Annotated in this window: 19 protein-coding genes; 6 read left to right on the top strand and 13 right to left on the bottom strand. The window is 63.6% G+C overall.

Annotation, left to right across the window (positions count from 1 at the left end; translation table 11 throughout):
• The 3 genes from RMQ73_RS05940 to RMQ73_RS05950 form a co-directional block, all read left to right on the top strand.
• Positions 1-919 (top strand): isoaspartyl peptidase/L-asparaginase (locus RMQ73_RS05940; RefSeq protein WP_310497160.1); only part of this gene is annotated, 919 nt, incomplete at its 5' end.
• A gap of 33 nt (positions 920-952) precedes the next feature.
• On the top strand, positions 953-1,918 hold the full coding sequence (locus RMQ73_RS05945; RefSeq protein WP_310497161.1) for a nitronate monooxygenase family protein: 966 nt from the start codon (positions 953-955) through the stop codon (positions 1,916-1,918).
• 175 nt (positions 1,919-2,093) lie between these two features.
• Positions 2,094-2,495, top strand: coding sequence for a DUF3775 domain-containing protein (locus RMQ73_RS05950; RefSeq protein WP_310497162.1), 402 nt, complete (start codon positions 2,094-2,096; stop codon positions 2,493-2,495).
• An 18-nt stretch (positions 2,496-2,513) separates the two neighbouring features.
• On the opposite strand, the gene secF is transcribed toward RMQ73_RS05950, so the two are convergent.
• From secF to yajC, 3 genes are read right to left on the bottom strand one after another with little or no spacing between them, the layout of a single operon-like run.
• Positions 2,514-3,467, bottom strand: a complete 954-nt coding sequence (gene secF, locus RMQ73_RS05955; RefSeq protein ID WP_310497163.1) for a protein translocase subunit SecF — start codon at positions 3,465-3,467, stop codon at positions 2,514-2,516.
• An 11-nt stretch (positions 3,468-3,478) separates the two neighbouring features.
• Complete coding sequence (gene secD / locus RMQ73_RS05960; RefSeq protein ID WP_310497164.1) at positions 3,479-5,065, bottom strand: protein translocase subunit SecD; 1,587 nt, start codon at positions 5,063-5,065, stop codon at positions 3,479-3,481.
• Between the two features lie 6 nt (positions 5,066-5,071).
• On the bottom strand, positions 5,072-5,440 hold the full coding sequence (gene yajC, locus RMQ73_RS05965) for a preprotein translocase subunit YajC (RefSeq protein ID WP_310497165.1): 369 nt from the start codon (positions 5,438-5,440) through the stop codon (positions 5,072-5,074).
• A 126-nt stretch (positions 5,441-5,566) separates the two neighbouring features.
• Between yajC and RMQ73_RS05970 the strand changes: the two genes are divergently transcribed.
• The 3 genes from RMQ73_RS05970 (at position 5,567) to sppA (ending at position 9,089) form a co-directional block, all read left to right on the top strand.
• Positions 5,567-6,394, top strand: coding sequence for a DUF815 domain-containing protein (locus RMQ73_RS05970; protein ID WP_310497166.1), 828 nt, complete (start codon positions 5,567-5,569; stop codon positions 6,392-6,394).
• Positions 6,395-6,490: 96 nt separating this feature from the next.
• The gene (locus RMQ73_RS05975; RefSeq protein WP_310497167.1) at positions 6,491-7,072 is read left to right on the top strand and encodes a DUF3011 domain-containing protein; all 582 of its coding nucleotides are present in this window, start codon (positions 6,491-6,493) and stop codon (positions 7,070-7,072) included.
• Between the two features lie 124 nt (positions 7,073-7,196).
• Positions 7,197-9,089, top strand: coding sequence for a signal peptide peptidase SppA (sppA, locus tag RMQ73_RS05980; protein ID WP_310497169.1), 1,893 nt, complete (start codon positions 7,197-7,199; stop codon positions 9,087-9,089).
• Here sppA and RMQ73_RS05985 read toward each other — a convergent pair.
• The 10 genes from RMQ73_RS05985 to sucC all read right to left on the bottom strand — a co-directional run.
• A complete protein-coding gene (locus tag RMQ73_RS05985) occupies positions 9,071-9,718 on the bottom strand; it encodes a trimeric intracellular cation channel family protein (protein ID WP_310497170.1) in 648 nt (215 codons plus the stop codon). The two genes, sppA and RMQ73_RS05985, sit on opposite strands and share 19 nt — an antisense overlap.
• On the bottom strand, positions 9,715-9,948 hold the full coding sequence (locus RMQ73_RS05990) for a hypothetical protein (RefSeq protein ID WP_310497171.1): 234 nt from the start codon (positions 9,946-9,948) through the stop codon (positions 9,715-9,717). The genes RMQ73_RS05985 and RMQ73_RS05990 overlap by 4 nt, the downstream gene beginning before the upstream one ends.
• Positions 9,949-10,064: 116 nt before the next feature.
• Positions 10,065-11,078, bottom strand: a complete 1,014-nt coding sequence (locus tag RMQ73_RS05995; RefSeq protein ID WP_310497173.1) for an alpha/beta fold hydrolase — start codon at positions 11,076-11,078, stop codon at positions 10,065-10,067.
• A gap of 203 nt (positions 11,079-11,281) precedes the next feature.
• Entirely contained in the window at positions 11,282-11,656 is a 375-nt protein-coding gene (locus RMQ73_RS06000) for a cupin domain-containing protein (RefSeq protein WP_310497175.1), read from the bottom strand.
• 37 nt (positions 11,657-11,693) lie between these two features.
• Entirely contained in the window at positions 11,694-12,188 is a 495-nt protein-coding gene (locus tag RMQ73_RS06005) for a phytanoyl-CoA dioxygenase family protein (RefSeq protein ID WP_310497181.1), read from the bottom strand.
• Positions 12,189-12,346: 158 nt separating this feature from the next.
• On the bottom strand, positions 12,347-13,741 hold the full coding sequence (gene lpdA / locus RMQ73_RS06010; RefSeq protein WP_310497176.1) for a dihydrolipoyl dehydrogenase: 1,395 nt from the start codon (positions 13,739-13,741) through the stop codon (positions 12,347-12,349).
• Between the two features lie 11 nt (positions 13,742-13,752).
• A complete protein-coding gene (gene odhB, locus RMQ73_RS06015) occupies positions 13,753-15,024 on the bottom strand; it encodes a 2-oxoglutarate dehydrogenase complex dihydrolipoyllysine-residue succinyltransferase (RefSeq protein WP_310497177.1) in 1,272 nt (423 codons plus the stop codon).
• A gap of 11 nt (positions 15,025-15,035) precedes the next feature.
• Complete coding sequence (locus RMQ73_RS06020) at positions 15,036-17,855, bottom strand: 2-oxoglutarate dehydrogenase E1 component (RefSeq protein ID WP_310497178.1); 2,820 nt, start codon at positions 17,853-17,855, stop codon at positions 15,036-15,038.
• A gap of 119 nt (positions 17,856-17,974) precedes the next feature.
• A complete protein-coding gene (sucD, locus tag RMQ73_RS06025) occupies positions 17,975-18,859 on the bottom strand; it encodes a succinate--CoA ligase subunit alpha (protein WP_310497179.1) in 885 nt (294 codons plus the stop codon).
• The coding region (gene sucC, locus RMQ73_RS06030) for an ADP-forming succinate--CoA ligase subunit beta (RefSeq protein ID WP_310497180.1) at positions 18,859-19,945 on the bottom strand (1,087 nt) is incomplete at its 5' end. The genes sucC and sucD, both read right to left, overlap by 1 nt.

Raw genomic sequence — 19,945 nt, forward strand, 5'->3', positions numbered from 1 at the left:
CGACTGGACGCTGGCCATCCATGGCGGATCGGGCACGATGACGCGTGAGCGGATCGGAGAGGGCGCTGCATATCGTGCGGGCCTTGCCGCCGCCCTCGAAGCCGGACGGGCCGTTTTGGCCGCAGGCGGCTGCGCGCTCGATGCTGTCGAAGCTTCGGTCATGACGCTTGAGGATGATCCGCAGTTCAATGCCGGTCGGGGCGGCGTGTTCACCGCCGAAGGGTTCAACGAGCTGGATGCCGCGATCATGGACGGTGCCGCGCGGACTGCCGGTGCCATCGCCGGTGCGACGCGTACGCGCAACCCGATCCGCCTTGCCCGCGCCGTGATGGAACACAGCCCGCATGTGCTGCTGGCGCGCGAAGGCGCCGATGTATTCTCGCTTGAACAGGGCCTTGAACAGGTCGATCCGGCCTGGTTTCGGACCGAGGAACGCTGGCAGGCCTTGCAGGCGATGAAGGCGGCGGCGGCACGCGGTGAACCGTTGTTCGACAAGGCGCTGAAATACGGCACAGTCGGCGCCGTGGCGCGCGATGCCGATGGCCGGCTGGCAGCAGCAACCTCGACAGGCGGGCTGACCGGCAAACGCTGGGGGCGGATTGGCGATTCGCCGCTGATCGGCGCCGGCACATGGGCCGACGACGCCGTGGCCATTTCCGCTACCGGGTCGGGCGAGGATTTCATCCGCATCGCCGCCGCCCATGAAATCAGCGCCCGCGTGCGGCTCTGCGGCGAAAAGCCCGATGTCGCCGCGGCCGCTGTCATCGCGCAGTTGAAGGCGCTCGGCGGCGATGGCGGCATTATCCTGGCCGGCAGCGACGGCAGCATCGGCTGGTCGTTCAACACGCCCGGCATGTTCCGCGCCTGCGTCACTGCCTCCACAAAGCCGATAGTGGCGATATTCGCCGACGAAGGCTAAACAGTCTGCATGCCTGCTTCGGAGCGCCCATAGATGTCCATGCCTGTCCAGTTCCAGAACCGCCTGTCGATCCCGGTCATCGGGTCGCCGCTTTTCATCATTTCCGGGCCTGAACTGGTCATGGCGCAATGCCGCGCCGGCATCATCGGCAGCTTTCCCAGCCTCAACGCCCGGCCATTGGCGCAGTTCGAGGAATGGTTGCAGCGACTGAATACCGAGCTTGGGCCAAACGATGCGCCCTATGCGGTCAACCTTATTGTCCACAAGTCCAACGACCGGCTGATGGACGATCTGGCGCTGTGCGTGAAATACAAGGTGCCGCTGGTCATCACGTCGCTGGGCGCCCGCTATGACGTGAACGAGGCGATCCACAGCTATGGCGGCATCGTCATGCACGATGTCATCACGAATGCTTTCGCGAAGAAGGCTATCGAAAAGGGCGCCGACGGCCTGATCGCGGTTGCCGCCGGCGCTGGCGGCCATGCCGGCACCACCTCGCCGTTTGCGCTCATCCAGGAAATTCGTGAATGGTTCGACGGGCCGCTGGCGCTGTCGGGCAGCATCGCGACCGGCGACGCCGTGCTGGCGGCTCAGGCCATGGGCGCGGATTTCGGCTATATCGGCTCGGCATTCATCGCGACCGCCGAAGCCCGCGCGGCACAGGATTACAAGGACATGATTGTCGATTCCAATGCCGTCGACATCGTCTATTCGAACCTGTTCACCGGCGTGCACGGCAATTATCTGCGCCCCTCGATCGTCAAGGCCGGCATGGACCCTGACAATCTGGCGACCAGCGACCCATCCAAGATGAATTTCGGCAGCGGCGGCAATACCGAAGCCAAGGCCTGGAAGGATATCTGGGGCTGCGGCCAGGGCATCGGCGCGGTCAAGGCCGTGCTGCCGGCTGGCGAACTGGTTGCCCGGCTGATCCGCGAATATGACGGCGCCCGCGCCCGGGTCATGGGCGGGGCGCCAGCTGCTATGGCCGCCGAATGAACGGTCCGGACATCTCGGCACGCGCCCGGCGCTTTTGGGTCCTTGGCGTCATGCTGACCGGCATCGCCAGCCAGTATTGCCTCAATTTCGGGATTTGCGCTGTTCCGCTTTGACTGGTGTTGGCGGATGCTGTGCATGGGGGTAGACTGTTGGCCCATCAGCAAGGCCTTGCCCCATGGACCTGTCCGTCAGCCTTGAAACCCTGTGCCGGATCATCCTGCGCGCCCGGGAATATGAGGCGCTGATTCCCGACACCGACCCGGACGAAGGGTCGAACCCCAGCGACGATGGCAATGTCGATGCGATTGAGGATGACGGGGATAATCCGGCCGAAGAGGAATTGCGCGCCATTGCCGGTGACCTGGCCGAAGACGAGCAGGCCGAAGTCATCGCGCTCGCCCTGATCGGCAGCGGGCGCTACGAAGCCGAAGAATGGGCCGAAGCCCTGACCGACGCCGCCGAGGAAGCCGATGACGCAGCCGACTGGATGCTGGGGCAGCCGACCTTCAGCACCGATCTCGAGGCCGGGATGGCGGCGTTCGGGCTAAGCTGTGATGGACTTGGTACGCTGGCTTAGGCGATCAGAACTGTACAATCAGCGCCTGACGACCCGCTCGGCCCCCGACGCGCGCTTGTCTTCGGTTGGCGCAGCACGTGATTTCACGCCAAGCGTGATCAGCAACGAGGACGAGACGAAGATCGACGAATAAGTGCCGATGATGATGCCGAGCACCATAGCGGCGGTGAAGCCGAAAATAACGTCCGGACCAAGGATCAGCATGGCGACAAGCGCCGCAAGCAGCGTCACCGATGTCATGACCGTGCGCGGCAGGGTCTCGTTCACCGACAGATCGATGATCTGGCCGATTTCCATCTGCCGGTATTTGCGCAGGTTTTCGCGGATACGGTCATCGATGACGACCTTGTCGTTGAGCGAATAGCCGATGATGGTCAGCACGGCAGCAACGATGTTGAGGTCGAATTCCAGCTGCGTCAGCGCGAAAAAGCCCATGGTCACCACCACGTCATGCACAAGCGCGACCACGGTCGAGATACCGAAATACCATTCGAACCGGAACCAGGTGAACAGTGCGACAAACAGCATCGACAAGCCGACAGCCCATAACCCGTCGCGGATCAGCTCGCCCGACACCTTGCCCGACACGCTTTCGACGCGGCGGAAATTGATGCCGTCGTAATTGGCCTTGAGATCGGTCTGCACCTTGGCAACAACGCGCTGCACAGCGGTCTGGTCGCCCTCGGGTAGCGGCAGCTTGATGAGGATCGTGGTGGCATTGCCGAATTCCTGCAGGGCCGATTGGCCAACGCCGATATTATCGACACGCGTGCGCAGCGCATCCAGCGCAGGCGGCTTGGTGAATTCGACTTCCATGGTCAGGCCGCCAACAAAATCGACGCCAAGGTTCAGCCCGCGTGTGGCCAGCAAGGCGCCCGAAGCCAGTGTCAGGATCAGCGTCAACGCAAATGCGATGAAGCGCATCCGGACAAAGCCGATGTTGGTGTTGTCGGGAACAAGTTTCAAAGGCATCGGGCCGACCCTTAAATGCTGAGCGATGCGGGGCGGGCAGACGTCAGCCAGCGCGCCACCATAAGCCGCACGATTGTCACGGCGGTAAACACCGACGTCGCGATACCGATCGACAGCACCACGGCAAAGCCCTTGATCGGCCCGGAGCCGAACAGGAACATGATGATCGCCACGATGATGTTCAGCGAATTGGCATCCCAGATGGTGCGCGTGGCCTCACGGAACCCTGTCTCGACACAGGTGGCGACACCGCGACCTTTTCGCTGTTCCTCGCGGATGCGCTCGTTGATGAGCACATTGGCATCGACGGCCGCACCGATGGTCAACACCATGCCGGCAATGCCCGGCAGCGTCAGCGTCAAGCCGCCCGCCGACATCACAGCCAGGATGAGGATGACGTTGATGACCAGCGCCAGCACGGCATAGACACCAAATCGGCCATAGCTGAGGACCATGAGCGCCGACACGGCCAGCACGGCAACGATGCCGGCGATTGACCCGGCGCGAATGGAATCGGCGCCAAGATCGGGGCCGACGGTGCGTTCCTCGATGACCTTGAGCTCTACGGGCAATTTGCCGGACCGCAGCAGGATAGCCAGTTCATTGGCGCCCTGCACAGTGTAGTTGCCCTGGATGATGCCGGCGCCGCCAAGGATGGGCTCGTTGATGTTCGGTGCCGAAATGACGTTGCCGTCGAGGATGATGGCAAAGGGCTTGCCGACATTTTCGGTTGTCGCTTGGGCAAAGCGGCGCCCGCCGGTGGAATCGAAGCGGAAGCTGACAGCCGGTGAACCATTCTGGTCGGTCGTCACCTGAGAATCGACCAATTGGTCACCCGAGATGATGGCCCGGCGTTTCACCACCACGGCGCCGCCATCGATATTGGGCAAGATCTGGCTGCCGGGAGGGGCGCGGCCCTGCGCCACTTCCTCAGGGTCGGCTGCGGTATCGACCAGCTTGAATTCCAGCTTGGCGGTCTTGCCGAGCAATGCCTTGAGCGCCGCAGGGTCCTGCAGGCCAGGAACCTGCACGACGATGCGGTTGCTGCCCTGGCGCACGATGGTCGGCTCACGCGTGCCAAGCTCGTCGATGCGCTTGCGGATGACTTCGACGGCCTGGGCCATGGCATTGTCGATGGAGTTGGCCACGCCGCTTTCGGTTTCGGCCATGACCACTTCGCCCGGCGCTGCGCCACGGCTGACATCGACATCGCGGCTGCTGCCGACGCCGATGGGTGCAGTTACCTTGGTCAGGACCGCGATGGCAGCGTCAAGGCGCGCCGGGTCAGTGACGACAAATCGCAATTTGCCGCCAGCAAGCGACAGGTCGGTAAACGCTATGGCGCCGCCGGCCGCCTGGCGAAGTTCGCTGCGGACCGTGTCTTCAAGGCTTTCGAGCTTGGCCTTGCGGACATCCTCGGTGGTCGCTTCGAGCATCAGGTGCGAGCCACCGCGCAAATCGAGCCCGAGGCTCAACTGCTTGTCGGGCAGGAACGATGGCATGCGGCCATTCGGCACGAAATTGGGCGCTGCGAACAGCACGCCAAGCGCGACCACAAGCGCAATGCCCCAGATCTTCCACTTCGGAAAGTCGAGCACGGACGATCAGGCTCCGGTGACTTTGGCAACGTCGTTCGCCGGCGCTGCCGTGCCGCGCGTCTTGACCTCGGCCAGCGTGGATTTCAGCACGCGGAACTTCATGTTCGGCCCGGCATCAACCTCGACTTCGGTGTCGGTGACGCGAACGGCCTTGCCGATGATGCCACCGCCGGTGACCACGTCATCGCCCTTTTTTACGGCGTCGATCATGGCGCGGTGCGCCTTCATGCGTTGCTGCTGGGGGCGGATCATCAGGAAGTAGAAAATACCGAAGATTGCCAGATAGGGCAGGAAACCGATCAGCGCCGCTGTTCCGCCAGCGGCTCCGCCTGCGGCAGTGTTGGCAGCCTGTGCATAGGCCGGGGAAGCAAACATGGGTCAGGCTTTCTTGGGCTGAGGGCGGATGCCCGTCGCGGTTGCTCTAAACGACGATGGCGGGGGTTGCAACAATATGGGCAAGCACACTGGTCAACGGGCGCTCTGGCGCGCTACCGGTGGGTCATGGATGACATCGCCCGCATTGCCGACGCGCTTGAACGCATCGCCCGCCATTTGGGCGCCGTGCCCGATGACCGCACCGACGCAGGCCACGGCCATTGGTTCACCTGGTCGGATGCCGGGCTGATGCCTGCAGTGCCCGCACGCACGGCGCCGCTGACGCTGTATGTGGGGGTCGATGCGCAAAAGGCTGCTCTGGCCGCGAACATGGCCCGACATGCCGCCGCCCTGCCCTCCCATGACGTGCTGCTGTGGGGCTCTCGCGGGATGGGCAAGAGTTCTCTGGTACGAGCCGTGCATGCCGACCTTGTCGAAAGCGGCCATGATACGGCGCTGGTGCAACTGGCGCAGGATGACCTTGCCGGGCTGCCCCTGTTGTTCAAGGTGCTTGGGGCTGTGAACCGGCGCTTCACGGTTTTCCTGGACGATGTGTCTCTTGGCGCCGACGACGGTCAGGTCCATGCGCTGCGCTCGCTGCTCGATGGCGGCGTCAGTGCGCGGCCGGACAATCTGCGCCTGATTGTCACCTCCAACCGCCGCAACCTGGTGCCGCGCAGCATGGCCGACAATGATGCCGATGCCATCAATCCGCGCGATGCTCAGGATGACAAGCTGGCGCTGGCCGACCGCTTCGGCCTCAGGCTGGGCTTTCACGGCTGTGACCAGACCGACTATCTGGCGATGTGCAAGGGCTATGCACACGCCCATGGCCTGGATTTCGACGCAGCAGCCGCGCTGGCCTTTGCCGCCGGGCGCGGCGCGCGTTCGGGGCGCATTGCATGGCAGTTCACTGTCGAACAGGCCGGTGCCGCAGGTCGCATGCTGGCCTGAAACTGCTCTGGCCTGATGAACGCCAGACTAAGAAACGACTCAGTTTTCGTTCAACCAGCTTGAGCCATGGTCAGCCTGTCAACACAGGAGGACCAAATGGCGATTACCCTGCTTCGACTGGCACCGCTGCTGGCGCTCGGCCTTGCCGGCCTGTCGGCACCGGCTGCGGCCCAGAACTGGAACAGCAATAGCTGGAATGGCGGTGGCTGGAATGGCGGCGGCGATGTCCTTCGCACCCGCTGCGAAAGCTGGAATTGGCGCGACGCTCATTGCCCGCTGCCCGGGCCTGTCGCAGGCGTGCAACTGCGCCGCGTGTTCGGCGGCGATTGCATCGAAGGCCAGACATGGCGCTGGGACCGCAATTCGATCGATGTGCGCGGAGGTTGCCGGGCCGAATTCTTCGTGCAGACCGGCGGCGTGAACGGCGGTGGCTGGAATGGTGGCGGCTGGAACGATGGCGGCTGGAATGGCGGGGGCTGGAATAGTGGGGGCAATTTCCGCACCATCCGCTGCAACAGCTGGAATTGGCAACCGGCGCGGTGCCGGGTCGATATACGCCGCGGCGTGCAGATCGTCCGCATTGATGGCGGCCGCTGCATCGAAGGACGCAGCTGGGGCTGGGATCGCCGCGGCATCTGGGTACAAGACGGCTGCCGCGCCGTGTTCCGCATCGGCTGACGGCAAGCGGCGTCCGGAGGCACAGCCGGGCGCCGCCTGCGACACTGGCGGTCAACAGTACGGGTTTGCCAGCCGGCGTGTGGCAACGCTATGACAGCGATGCACTCCTGATGAAAGTTCCCCCGTGACCCTGGTTCGCACCGCCTGGCATGTGCTTGTCGGCATCAAGGACTTTCTTGTCCTGTTGCTGCTGGTCCTGTTCTTCATCCTGCTCTGGGCGGCCTTGTCGGGGCGTGGTCCCCTGGGCGTGCCCGATGGTTCGGCGCTGGTGCTCGATCTCGACGGCGTCCTTGTCGATCAAGCCAGCGAAGCATCGCCTGCCGAGGCGCTGGCCGGCGGCGCCGGGGCCGAGATCGAGGCGCGCGATGTGATCCGCGCCATCGATACGGCGGCAGACGACAAGCGCATCAAGGCACTTGTGCTCGATCTCGACAGCTTTGCCGGCGGCGGCGCAGCCAATCTGGATTCGGTCGCCGATGCACTGCGGAAATTCAAGAAATCCGGCAAGCCGATCAATGCCTGGGCCACGGCCTATACAGATGACGGTTATGCGCTGGCGGCACAGGCCGACAAGATCTGGATGAACCCGCTGGGCGGGGTGCTGCTCACGGGTCCGGGCGGTTCGAACCTGTATTTCAAGCGGGCGCTAGAAAAACTGTCAGTCGATATCAACGTGTTCCGGGTCGGCACTTACAAGGCCGCCGTAGAGCCGTTCACGCGCGGCGAAGCATCGCCGGAATCGCGCGCCGCCGACCAGGCGCTGGTCGACAGCCTGTGGCAGAGCTTTGTCGGCAACGTGAAAAAGGCCCGGCCAAAGGCTGATCCCGTCGGATTTGTCGCCCAGCTGCCGCAGCGGATGGGCGCCGCAAAGGGTGATCTCGCGACCGCCGCCCTGACGTCCGGGCTGGTGGACTTCATCGCCCCACATCAGGATTTTGATGATGCGATGATCAAGCTCGTCGGGACAAGTGAGAAGCCGCGCAGCTATGGCAGTTTCAACGGCGTGGGCCTGAACCGCTATCTGGCTGCCACCGGGGGCGCCGTGCCTGGCACTGGCGATGCCATTGGCGTTGTCTATGTCACCGGCAATATCGTCGATGGCGAAGCGCCGCGCGGCACGGCAGGCGGCACCACGATTGCACGCGCCATCGCCGACGCCCTGGACGAGAATGACGATATCAAGGCGCTGGTTGTGCGGGTCGATTCGGGCGGCGGTTCGGTGCTGGCATCGGAGGAAATCCGCCAGGCGCTGATGCGCGCCAAGACGCAATATGACCTGCCCATCGTGGCGTCGTTCGGCCCGGTTGCGGCCTCTGGCGGCTATTGGGTCGCGATGGCGGCCGATGAAATCTATGCTCAGCCTTCGACCATCACCGGTTCGATCGGTGTGTTTGCCATCCTGCCAAGCTTCAACCGCAGCCTTGAGGAACTGGGGATCAACGCCGATGGCGTCAAATCCACGCCCTATTCCGGCGAGCCGGACGTGTTGAACGGCATTGGCTCGGAAACGCGCATTGTCCTGCAAAGCGGCGTCGAGGATATCTACCGGCGATTTACGGCGATGGTGGCGACAACACGAAAGCTGCCGGTTGCCGAAGTGGACCGCATCGGACAGGGCCGGGTCTGGTCGGGCGTTGCCGCCAAGCAGAACAAGTTGATCGACAGTTTCGGCGGGCTGGATGCCGCCGTGGCTGCCGCCGCAAAGCGCGCCGGCATCAAGGGCACACCGCGCGTCATCGACATCGAGCGCGAGCCATCGCCATTTCTGGCGGCGCTTGAGGGCTTTGCCGGTGCCGGTGAGGAACAGGACCAGGTGCGTGACCCATGGGCGCGTCTTGCATCGGCCTCGCGGCTGCGGCTGTTGTCTGCGGCTGGCGATTTTGCCGTCATGGCGCGCGGCCCGACGATGCAGGCGTCGTGTATTGAATGTGCCGCCATGGGCTCGCCGCGCCTGCCGGCTGCACGCCAGGGCGAAGGCCTGCTCGCGCGGCTGGGAGCCTATTTTTCGGTACGATAACCGGGCAGCGCCAGCCCGGTTGTGATGGCGACGGCGCGTAGGCCGAAACCGGCTGCGGCACCGATAATTCCGGCCGAAAGCGGCGCCAGCCCCAGCGCCGATAGCCCGACAAAACTGGCGGCGCCCAAGGCCGCAGCCGAGACATATATCTCGCGGCGCAGCAGCACCGACGGCTCGCCGGCCAGCACATCGCGGACGATGCCGCCAAAACTGGCGGTCAGCACGCCCATGACAACGGCCGGCAGCGGCGGCACGCCATAATTCTGCGCCTTGGCCGCGCCAATGACGGCATAAGCGCCCATGCCCAGCGCATCGAACCACAGCAGCGCCTGCAACCGCCATCGGTCGGCGCGCAGCAGCCATACGGCGCCCGCCGCGATCAGGCAGACCGCGAGATAATCCGACCGCCCCACCCAGAACACCGGGGCGCCGATCAACAGGTCGCGCAGCGTGCCGCCGCCGATGCCGGTGACGGCGGCGAAAAAGGCGAACGTGACGATGGTCTGCTTGGCACGCGCCGCCGCCAGTGCGCCTGACACGGCGAACACGGCTACGCCGGCCATGTCGAGCACCGCCAACAGAGGCCGCGCGGCCTCGACAGCCGCCGGCAAGGCCACTGCCGCGTTCATCGCCGCCAGAAATGCCGTATGGTGAACAGCGGGCCGGTCAGTACTACGCTCAGCGACAGCAGGCTGCCCAGCTCCAGCTTTTCCCCGCCCGTCAGTGCCGGCAAACCCGCCGGCATTTGCAGCGCCGCCGCATCCTGCCTCAGCGTCGTCCCCCACACCTCATCAAGCGGCCGCGCCGCCATCACCAGGCCCGATGTCGCCCACAGGATTATCTGGATGCCAATGATCACACCGGTCCACGGATGGAGCCAACGGACGGTTAGGGTGGCGCGAGGAGAGAGCATGGATCTGCGTGTAACTGCGGGCGAACGGGACGTCACCCCTCCTCGCTCCTTCTCCGCCTCGCCTATTGCGCCAACAATTCAACAAGCGCCGCGTTGATGAACATCGCGTCTTCGGGATTGACGCCGCCGCCTGCCATGTGGCCCCAGACCGAGGGGATGATCCGCAACTCCGCATTCGGCATGTTGCTGACCTCGATCTCGCTGTCTTCCAGCGGGAAATACAGATCGCTGCGGCATGGGATGACAACGGCCTTGGCCGTGATGGCCGCCAGCGCTTTTTCGAAATCGCCGTCAAACCGGGGATCGGCGCTGATGTCGGCGGCTTGCCAGGTGGCTAGCATGGCCAGCAGATTGTTCGCGTCACACGCCTGAAAATTGGGCTCCCACCATAGAGCGAGGAACGACTCCATCGACGGCATGCCGAGCCGTTCGCGATCGAGCTGCTGCCGGTAGAACGTCTGCGACCAGGCCCAGCCTGCGTAAACCCGTGAAAAGGCGCGAATGCCGGTGACCGGCGGCGTCGTATAATCGCCACCGGCAAAGGCGGCATCGGCCTGCAGGGCAGACTTGGCACCTTCCAGAAACAGCCAATTGTGCCGCGACACGCGTGCCGCGCCGCAGAATGGCGCGATCCGCTGAACAATGTCCGGAAACAGCGCGCCCCACTGAAAGCTTTGCAGCGCGCCCATCGAATGGCCGGTGACCAGCGCCAACGTGGTGAGGCCAAACACCTCCGTTACCAACCGATGCTGCAGCAGCACATTATCCCGCACCGTCACCAGCGGAAAGCGTGGGCCGTCAAAAGGCGCAGGCGTGTTGCTGGGCGACGATGAAACACCGTTGCCAAGCATGTTGGGGATGATGATGAAGTATTTTTCGGGGTCCAGCGCCATGCCCGGTGCGATCGCCCAGGCATTGCTGTCGTGCGTGCCAAGATAATGGGTCGGATAAACGATGGCATTGTCGCGCGCGGCATTGAGCCGGCCATGGGTGCGATAGGCTAAGCGAGCAGCAGGCAGCACCACGCCCGATTGCAGCGGGACATCGCCCGCGTGGAAAATCTCGAGGTCTGCCATGGGCCGGTTCCTTCCGGAGATGAGGGTGGCACGGCGGTGGAGACAGGGCAAGCGAAGGGAAAGAAGTGCAAGCCCGTCATTGTCTGGCGCGATCTTCTGGATCCCGGATCAAGTCCGGGGCCCCGAGGCGCTTGCTGGAATCGGTGTGTTAGCGGCAGGCATGGAGTGGGAAGCGGACGTTGGTCAATAGAAAGAAAAGCCGGTTAGTCTTCAGAACTGTCCGCCACGTAATCAATGCTGAATGGCTTGTTCGTGATGAACAACGCAATCATGTCTTTATCTGACGATGCACCATGTTGCATTGGTTCGCCTTCTGGAAACCACACAAATGTTCCAGGGCCGAATTCACCACGGTGAGTTACGAGTTTGCCCTCAAGGACATACATGCCATGGCCGCAAGGATGCGTGTGGTGAGGATTGGTGAAGCCGGCTGGATACCGGAGCATCGTCACGCTCATGCCGGTTTCCGGTTCATCTAGCAAAGGCCTGACATAAAATGGTCGCCCGATTTGCTCCAGCAGCATTTCCGTCCATTCGATATCAGACGGATTCACCACCTCGATTTTACCGGTAATCATCGTTTTCCCCTTGTTGTGAGTATCGCGATTTCTGAACTCATTCAGCCCACTGCAAACCGATCGGCAAAGCCTCAGCGCAAAAATCCATTTGCAACACGCGCCGCCGGCCCGGCTTGGCGGCCCAGGCTGACCGATGCAGGATCGGCGTGCAATACAGCCACAGGTCACCGGGCGCTGCCAAGCAGACGTGGCGTGGACGTTCTTCGGCTTCGGCGGCGGCGGCATCCGCTGCAATCCGCTTCCGGTGAGAGCCGATAGCGACTTCCAGCGGCGCATTGTCGGCCGGACAATCGTCGATATGCAGGCGCATGGTAAGCATCGCGGCCAGTAAGGCAAAGGGTGGTTCGACATGGCAGGTGCCCTGCTTCACCGACCATGGACCATAGCCGGGCACTTCGCGGCGTTCGCGCACGGCAATGGTGCGATCCTGATGCCAGGGCACCAGCCAATTGGCATCAGGTGTCTTGTCGAACCAGATCGCACGAACGGCACGGGCGCCTGGCAGCACCGGATCGACGATGCCGGCCAACATTGCCAACACCTCATCCAGTGCTGGATCACAGGGGGAAACCCTCGCGCCTGCCTTCACTGAACCGAAGCAATCCGCAAGCTGCGTGAGGGCCGGGCCGGCCACGGCTGCGCTGACCAGCAGGCAGCCCTCACGTTCCAACCGCTCACGGTTTGCGGCCATCACATGTGAATTGGTTTGCCGGTGACGGCCATCGCCGCTTCTTTAAGCGCCTCACTATGGGTCGGATGCGCATGGCAGGTCAGCGCGATATCCTCGGATGACGCGCCGAATTCCATCGCCTGCGCGGCCTGGGCAATCATCGTGCCGGCGACACTGCCGATGATATGGACGCCGACCACGCGGTCGGTTTTCGCATCGGCCAGCACTTTGACGAAGCCATCGGTGTCGCGGTTGGTCTTGGCGCGGCTGTTGGCGGCCATCAGGAACTTGCCGACCTTGTACGCCACGCCGGCGGCCTTCAGCTCTTCCTCGGTCTTGCCGACGGTGCCGACTTCGGGGTGGGTATAGACCACCGCCGGAATGACATCATGGTTCACATAGCCCGTCAGCCCGGCAATGTTGTCGGCGCAGGCCATGCCCTCGTCCTCGGCCTTGTGGGCCAGCATCGGGCCTTCGACGACATCGCCAATGGCCCAGATACCAGGAACCTTGGTGGCAAAGTCATGGCCGATCGGCACGCGTCCCTTTTCGAGCGTCAGCCCGGTGGCTTCGAGGTTGAGGCCATCGGTGTTGGGCCGCCGCCCGATCGACAGGAGCACGACATCGGCCGCAATCGTCTCGGCCGCGCCGCCGGCTGCGGGTTCGACTGTCACGACCGCGCCTGCGCCTGCACGCGCGACGCTGACGACCTTGGTGGCGGTTTTCAGCACAAGGCCCTGCTTCGTCAGGATCTTGGCAAAGGCGTTCGCCACTTCGATATCCATTGCCGGCACGATGCGCGGCGCATATTCGATGACCGTGACTTTCGCGCCGAGCCGCCGCCAGACGCTGCCCATTTCCAGCCCGATATAACCGCCGCCGATGACGACGAGGTGTTCGGGCACCTTTGGCAATGCCAGCGCCTCGGTCGAGGTGATGATCGCCTCGCCATCGGGCGTCATGCCCGGCAGCAGCGCGACTTCCGAGCCGGTAGCGATGATGAAGTTCTTGGCCGTGATGGCCCGCTCACCGACGGTGATGCTCCGGGCATCGTTGAAACGTGCTTCGCCCTTGATCCATTCCACCTTGTTCTTCTTGAACAGCATCTCGATGCCGCCGGTCAGTTCCTTGACCGCCTTGTCCTTCTCCGCCAGCAGCACCGGCAGGTCGAGGCTGACGCCGGTGACGTTGACACCGAAGCGCGCCAAATGGCCCGATTTGGCTTCCTCGTAATAATGGCTGCCGTGCAGCAGCGCCTTGGACGGGATACAGCCGACATTGAGGCAGGTGCCCCCCAGCGTGCCGCGTTTTTCGATGCACGCCACCTTGAGGCCATGCTGCGCCGCACGGATCGCCGCGACATAGCCGCCGGGGCCAGAGCCAATGACAACAACGTCGAATTCGGGTGCAGACATGCCTTGGTTCCTCAAAGATCGATCAGCAGGCGCGCCGGGTCTTCGAGCGCTTCCTTGACGCGCACCAGGAACGTCACGGCCTCGCGGCCATCGACGATGCGGTGATCATAGCTGAGCGCCAGATACATCATCGGGCGGATGACGATCTGGCCGCCGCGCACCACCGCCCGGTCCTCGATGCGGTGCATGCCGAGTACGCCCGACTGCGGCGGATTGAGGATGGGGGTGGACATCAGCGAGCCGAACACGCCGCCGTTGGAAATAGTGAAATTGCCGCCCTGCAATTCGTCGATCTTGAGCGTGCCGGCCTGGGCGCGCTTGCCGAAATCGGCAATGGCCTTTTCGGTCTGCGCAAACGTCAGCGCCTGGGCATTGCGCAGGATCGGCACCACAAGGCCGCCGGCTGACGACACTGCGATGCCAAGGTCGGCATAGTCGCGGTAGACGATTTCGTCGCCCTCGATCGATGCGCCGACTGCCGGCACATCGCGCAGCGCCAGCACGCACGCCTTGGCAAAGAACGACATGAAGCCAAGCCGCACGCCGTGCTTTTTTTCGAACAGGTCCTTGTAGCGGGCGCGCGCCTCGTTGACGGCGGTCATGTCGACATCGTTGAACGTCGTCAGCATGGCAGCGGTGTTCTGCGCCTCCTTGAGGCGGCGGGCGATGGTCTGGCGCAGGCGGGTCATGCGCACGCGCTCTTCGCGGCGCGTGGCCGGCGCTGCTGCGGCGGGCGCGGCGGCTGGCACGGCTGCGGCGGGCGCGGATTTGACCCTGGCGGTGCCGGCTTCGATGGCAGCGAGCACATCACCCTTGGTCAGCCGGCCATCCTTGCCGCTGGCCGTGATGCTGGACGCATCGAGGTTGTACGTTTCGACAAGCACGCGAACCGCCGGGCCCATTGCTTCGAGTGGTTGGGCCATTGCGGGTTGAGGAGCGGCTTGCTGGACGACAATTGCCGCCGGGGCCGCGACTGGTTCCGGAACCGCGACCGGTGCTGGCGCCTCGACCGGCACAGCCGCAGCCGGCGGCACGGCCACCGTGCCGCCTTCGGCAATACGCGCAATCAGCGCGCCGACCAGAACCGTATCACCGACCTTGAACAGTTGCTCGCCCATCACCCCGGCCACCGGCGACGGCACTTCGACCGCAACCTTGTCGGTTTCAAGGCTGACAATGGCCTCGTCGGCGGCGACGGCCTCGCCCGGCTGCTTGAGCCATTGGCCGACACTGGCTTCTGTGATGGATTCGCCCAGAGCGGGCACGACGACATCGATTGCCATGGGATAATCCTTCAATTCTTCTTGGATTTCAGGCCGCTGCGGATCGCGGCGGTCACTTCCGACCGGGTCGCGCCCAGCGCTTCGGCCACCAGCTTGGCCTGTTCGGCATTGTGCCGCTTGAGCAGGCCAGTGGCCGTCGCAGCCGCCGGCGCACGCCCGGCATAGCTGGGCCGGCGGCCAGTCGCGGCTTCGATCAGTGGCGCGGCAAACGTCCAGGCGCCGCCATTTTGCGGTTCCTCCTGTGCCCAGACCACATCCTCCAGATTGGGGAAGCGCGCGGCATATTCGGCCACGACATCACCGGGAAACGGGTACAATTGCTCGACACGCAGCAGATAGACGTCATCGCGCGCTTCTTTTTCGCGCATATCGAGCAGGTCGTAATAGACCTTGCCGGTACACAGCACGAGCCGGCGGATCTTCTTTGGCTCGCACGTTGCAATATCATCGAGGCAGCGGTGGAATGTCGTGCCGCCGCCCATGTCGGTCAATGTCGAAACCGCCCGTTTGTTGCGCAGCAGCGATTTCGGCGTGAAAACCACCAGCGGCTTACGGAAATCGCGCAGCATCTGGCGGCGCAGCAGGTGGAAATAATTGGCCGGCGTTGTGCAGTTGGCGACCTGGATATTGTCCTCCGCACAAAGAGACAGGAACCGTTCCGGACGCGCCGAGCTGTGTTCCGGCCCCTGCCCCTCATAGCCATGGGGAAGCAGCATCACCAGGCCATTGGCCCGCAGCCATTTGATTTCGCCCGACACGAGGAACTGGTCGGTGATGGTCTGGGCGCCGTTGACGAAATCGCCGAACTGCGCCTCCCACAACACCAACGTCTTGGGGTCGGCCAGCGCATAGCCATATTCAAAACCCAGCACGCCGAATTCCGACAAGGGGCTGTCATAGACTCGGAATTCCTTGCCGACCTCGGCCAGCGGGACATGGCGGCTGCCGTCCTTCTGGTCGGTCCACACTGCATGGCGCTGGGAGAAGGTGCCACGGCCCGAATCCTGCCCCGATAGGCGCACGCCGTAACCGTCACGCACCAGCGACCCGAAGGCCAGCGCCTCGGCGGTTGCCCAGTCGATGTTCTCGCCGGCAGTCAACGTGTCGGCCTTGGCATCCAGGATGCGGGCCAGCGTGCGGTGGATATTGAAGTTTTCCGGCACCTTGGTCAGCACGCGACCAATCTCGCGCAGTTCGCCAGTTGAAATGCCGGTGATGGCCGCCCGCCGGCTGTCGATGCCTTCCTTGGGCTTGCCAAGGCCAGACCAACGCCCTTCGAACCAGTCGGCCTTGTTGGCCTTGAACCCGGTGGCGGCGGAAAAATCATTCTCCAGCGTATCCGTATAGCGTTCGATCATCGACGCCAGCGCGCCGGCATCGATGACACCTTCGCGCACCAGCCGCGCGGCATATAGTTCGGCCACCGGCTTGTGGCCGGCGATCACGGCGTACATCTGCGGCTGGGTGAAGCTCGGCTCGTCGCTCTCGTTATGGCCGAAGCGGCGATAGCACCACATGTCGATGACGACATCGCGGCCGAAACGCTGCCGGAATTCGGTCGCCACCTTGGTGGCAAAGGTCACCGCCTCAGGGTCGTCGCCGTTCACATGGAAAATCGGTGCCTGCACGATCTTGGCCATGTCGGACGGATAGGGCGACGATCGCGCGAACTGCGGGCTGGTGGTGAAACCGACCTGATTGTTGACGACATAATGAATGGTGCCGCCGGTGCCATAGCCCTTGAGGCCCGAAAACCCGAAGCATTCGGCCACGATACCCTGGCCGGCAAACGCCGCGTCGCCATGCAGCAGGATGGGCAGCACTTTTTTCTGTTCGGTATCGCCGATCATCGCCTGGATGGCGCGCACCTTGCCGAGCACGACCGGATCGACCGCTTCGAGGTGCGACGGGTTGGGGACCAGCGACAGATGGACGGTGTTGCCGTCGAACACGCGGTCAGTCGAGGTGCCCAGGTGATATTTGACATCACCCGAACCGCCAACGTCGTCGGGATTGGACGAACCGCCGGCAAATTCATGGAAGATGGTGCGAAACGGCTTTTGCAGCACATTGGCCAGCATGTTCAACCGGCCACGATGCGGCATGCCGAACACGATTTCGCTGATGCCGAGCGCGCCGCCGACCTTGATGATCGATTCCATCGCCGGGATCATCGATTCGCCGCCGTCCAGGCCAAAACGCTTGGTGCCGACATATTTGCGGCCGAGGAATTTCTCGAACTGTTCGGCTTCGACCAGCTTGTTCAAGATGGCGATCTTGCCCAGTGCGGTAAACTGGATTTCCTTGGTCTGGCCTTCGAATTTTTCCTGCAGGAACCGGCGTTCCTCCACATCATTGATGTGCATGTATTCGAGGCCGACATTGCCGCAGTAATTGCGGCGCAAAATCGCCACCAGCTCGCGCACGCTGGCGGTCTGCAAGCCCAAGGCGCCGCCGATATGCACCGAACGGTCAAGGTCGCTCTCGGCAAAACCGTGCCAGGCCGGGGACAGATCGGGCGGCAAATCGCGCGACGACAGGCCGAGCGGGTCGAGATTGGCCGCCAGATGCCCGCGCACGCGATACGTGCGGATCAGCATCAGCGCGCTGATCGAATCCTGTGCGGCGCGCGCCACTGCCTCGGGGCTGGCCCCGCTGGCGGCGGCCATCTGCGCGGCCTTCGCACCGACCTTTGCCGGCGCGTCGACGAACATGCCGGCGGCATCCAGCGCGCGCGTCACGTCATCGCCGGGCAGCAGCGGCCAGTCGGTCCGCGCCCAACTCGGCCCCAGCCGGTCTTCGGGGCCAGGCAGCAGGGCTTCGCTATCCATAACTCATCCTTTTGGCGTGCAGCCTTGCTTAACGGCCGCCGGCCCGCCTGTCATGACAGTTTGTCGAACCGCTGCCATGTTGAAAACGCATGGGGCGCCATTTTCAGCCTTTGGGCCGCTCAGCCCCTCAGAACCTCGATCAGGGTCGTGCCGAGCATCGACGGGCTGGGCGACACGCGGATGCCCGCCGCCTCCATCGCTGCCATCTTCGATGCTGCATCACCCTTGCCGCCCGACACGATGGCGCCGGCATGGCCCATGCGGCGGCCCGGAGGCGCCGTCGTCCCGGCGATGAAGCCGACCATCGGCTTCTTGCGGCCACGGCGGGCTTCGTCGGCGATGAACTGCGCGGCTTCTTCTTCGGCGCTGCCGCCGATTTCACCGATCATGATGATCGACTGGGTCGCGTCATCGGCCAGGAACAATTCCAGCATGTCGATGAAGTTGGTGCCGTTGACCGGATCGCCGCCGATGCCGACAGCCGTGGTCTGGCCAAGGCCGACCGCAGTGGTCTGGTGCACGGCTTCGTAGGTGAGCGTGCCGGAGCGCGAGACGACGCCGACCGAGCCCTTCATGAAGATGTTGCCCGGCATGATGCCGATCTTGCATTCGCCGGGCGTCAGCACGCCGGGGCAGTTCGGCCCGATCAAGCGCGATTTCGAACCCACGAGCGAGCGCTTGACGCGCACCATATCAAGCACCGGAATGCCTTCGGTGATGCAGATGATCAGCGGGATTTCGGCATCGATGGCTTCGCAAATGGCATCCGCAGCGCCGGGCGGCGGCACATAGACGACAGAGGCGTCACAGCCGGTGACTGCACGCGCTTCGGCGACTGTGTTGAATACCGGGCGGTCAAGATGCGTCTGGCCGCCCTTGCCGGGCGCGGTGCCGCCAACGACGTTGGTGCCATAGGCAATGGCGGCCTGGGTGTGGAACGTCCCCTGCTTGCCGGTGAAGCCCTGGGTGATGACGCGCGTCGCGCTGCTTACGAGGATCGACATTACAGCTGCGCCTTTTTCACTTCAGCGACGATCTTTGCCGCCGCATCACCAAGATTGTCGCCGGAGATGATCGGCAGGCCGGATTCGGCGAGGATTTTCTTGCCCAGTTCGACGTTGGTGCCTTCGAGGCGCACAACGAGCGGAACTGACAAATTCACTTCCTTGGCCGCAGCGATGATACCTTCGGCAATGATATCGCAGCGCATTATGCCGCCGAAGATGTTGACGAGAATGCCCTTCACCGCCGGGTCTTTCAGGATCAGCTTGAAGGCGTTGGTGACCTTTTCCTTGTCGGCACCGCCGCCGACATCAAGGAAGTTGGCCGGCTCGGCGCCGTTCAGCTTGATGATGTCCATGGTTGCCATGGCCAGGCCGGCACCGTTCACCAGGCAGCCGATGCTGCCATCGAGCTTGATGAAGGCAAGGTCATACTTCGACGCTTCGACTTCGGCGGGGTCTTCCTCGGTCAGGTCGCGCAGCGCAACGAGATCGGGGTGGCGATAGAGCGCGTTGGGATCGAATCCGACCTTGGCATCCAATACCATCAACTTGCCGTCGCCGGTGATGGCAAGCGGGTTGATCTCGATCTGCGAGGCGTCGGTGCCGACAAAGGCGGCATAAAGCGTCGCAACGACATGTTCGGCCTGTTTGGCAAGATCGCCGGTCAGGCCCAGAACAGCGGCCACGGCGCGGCCGTGGTGCGGCATGATGCCGGTCGCCGGATCGATGGTCAGCGTGTGGATTTTTTCGGGCGCGTCATGGGCGACGGCTTCGATGTCCATGCCGCCTTCGGTGGACACCACCAGCGCGATGCGGCCCGTTGCGCGGTCCACCAGCAATGCGAGGTAGAATTCCTTCTCGATATCAACGCCGTCGGTGACATACAGGCGATTGACCTGCTTGCCGGCCGCACCCGTCTGGATCGTCACCAGCGTGTTGCCGAGCATGTCGGCCGCGGCCGCGCGCACATCATCGGCGCTGCGGGCCAGGCGAACGCCGCCCTTGGCTTCGGGCGGCAATTCCACGAACTTGCCCTTGCCGCGCCCGCCGGCATGGATCTGCGCCTTCACGACATACACCGGCCCC

The sequence above is a fragment of the Sandarakinorhabdus sp. genome (assembly GCF_031430775.1).
In the GTDB taxonomy this organism is placed as follows: Bacteria; Pseudomonadota; Alphaproteobacteria; order Sphingomonadales; family Sphingomonadaceae; genus Sandarakinorhabdus.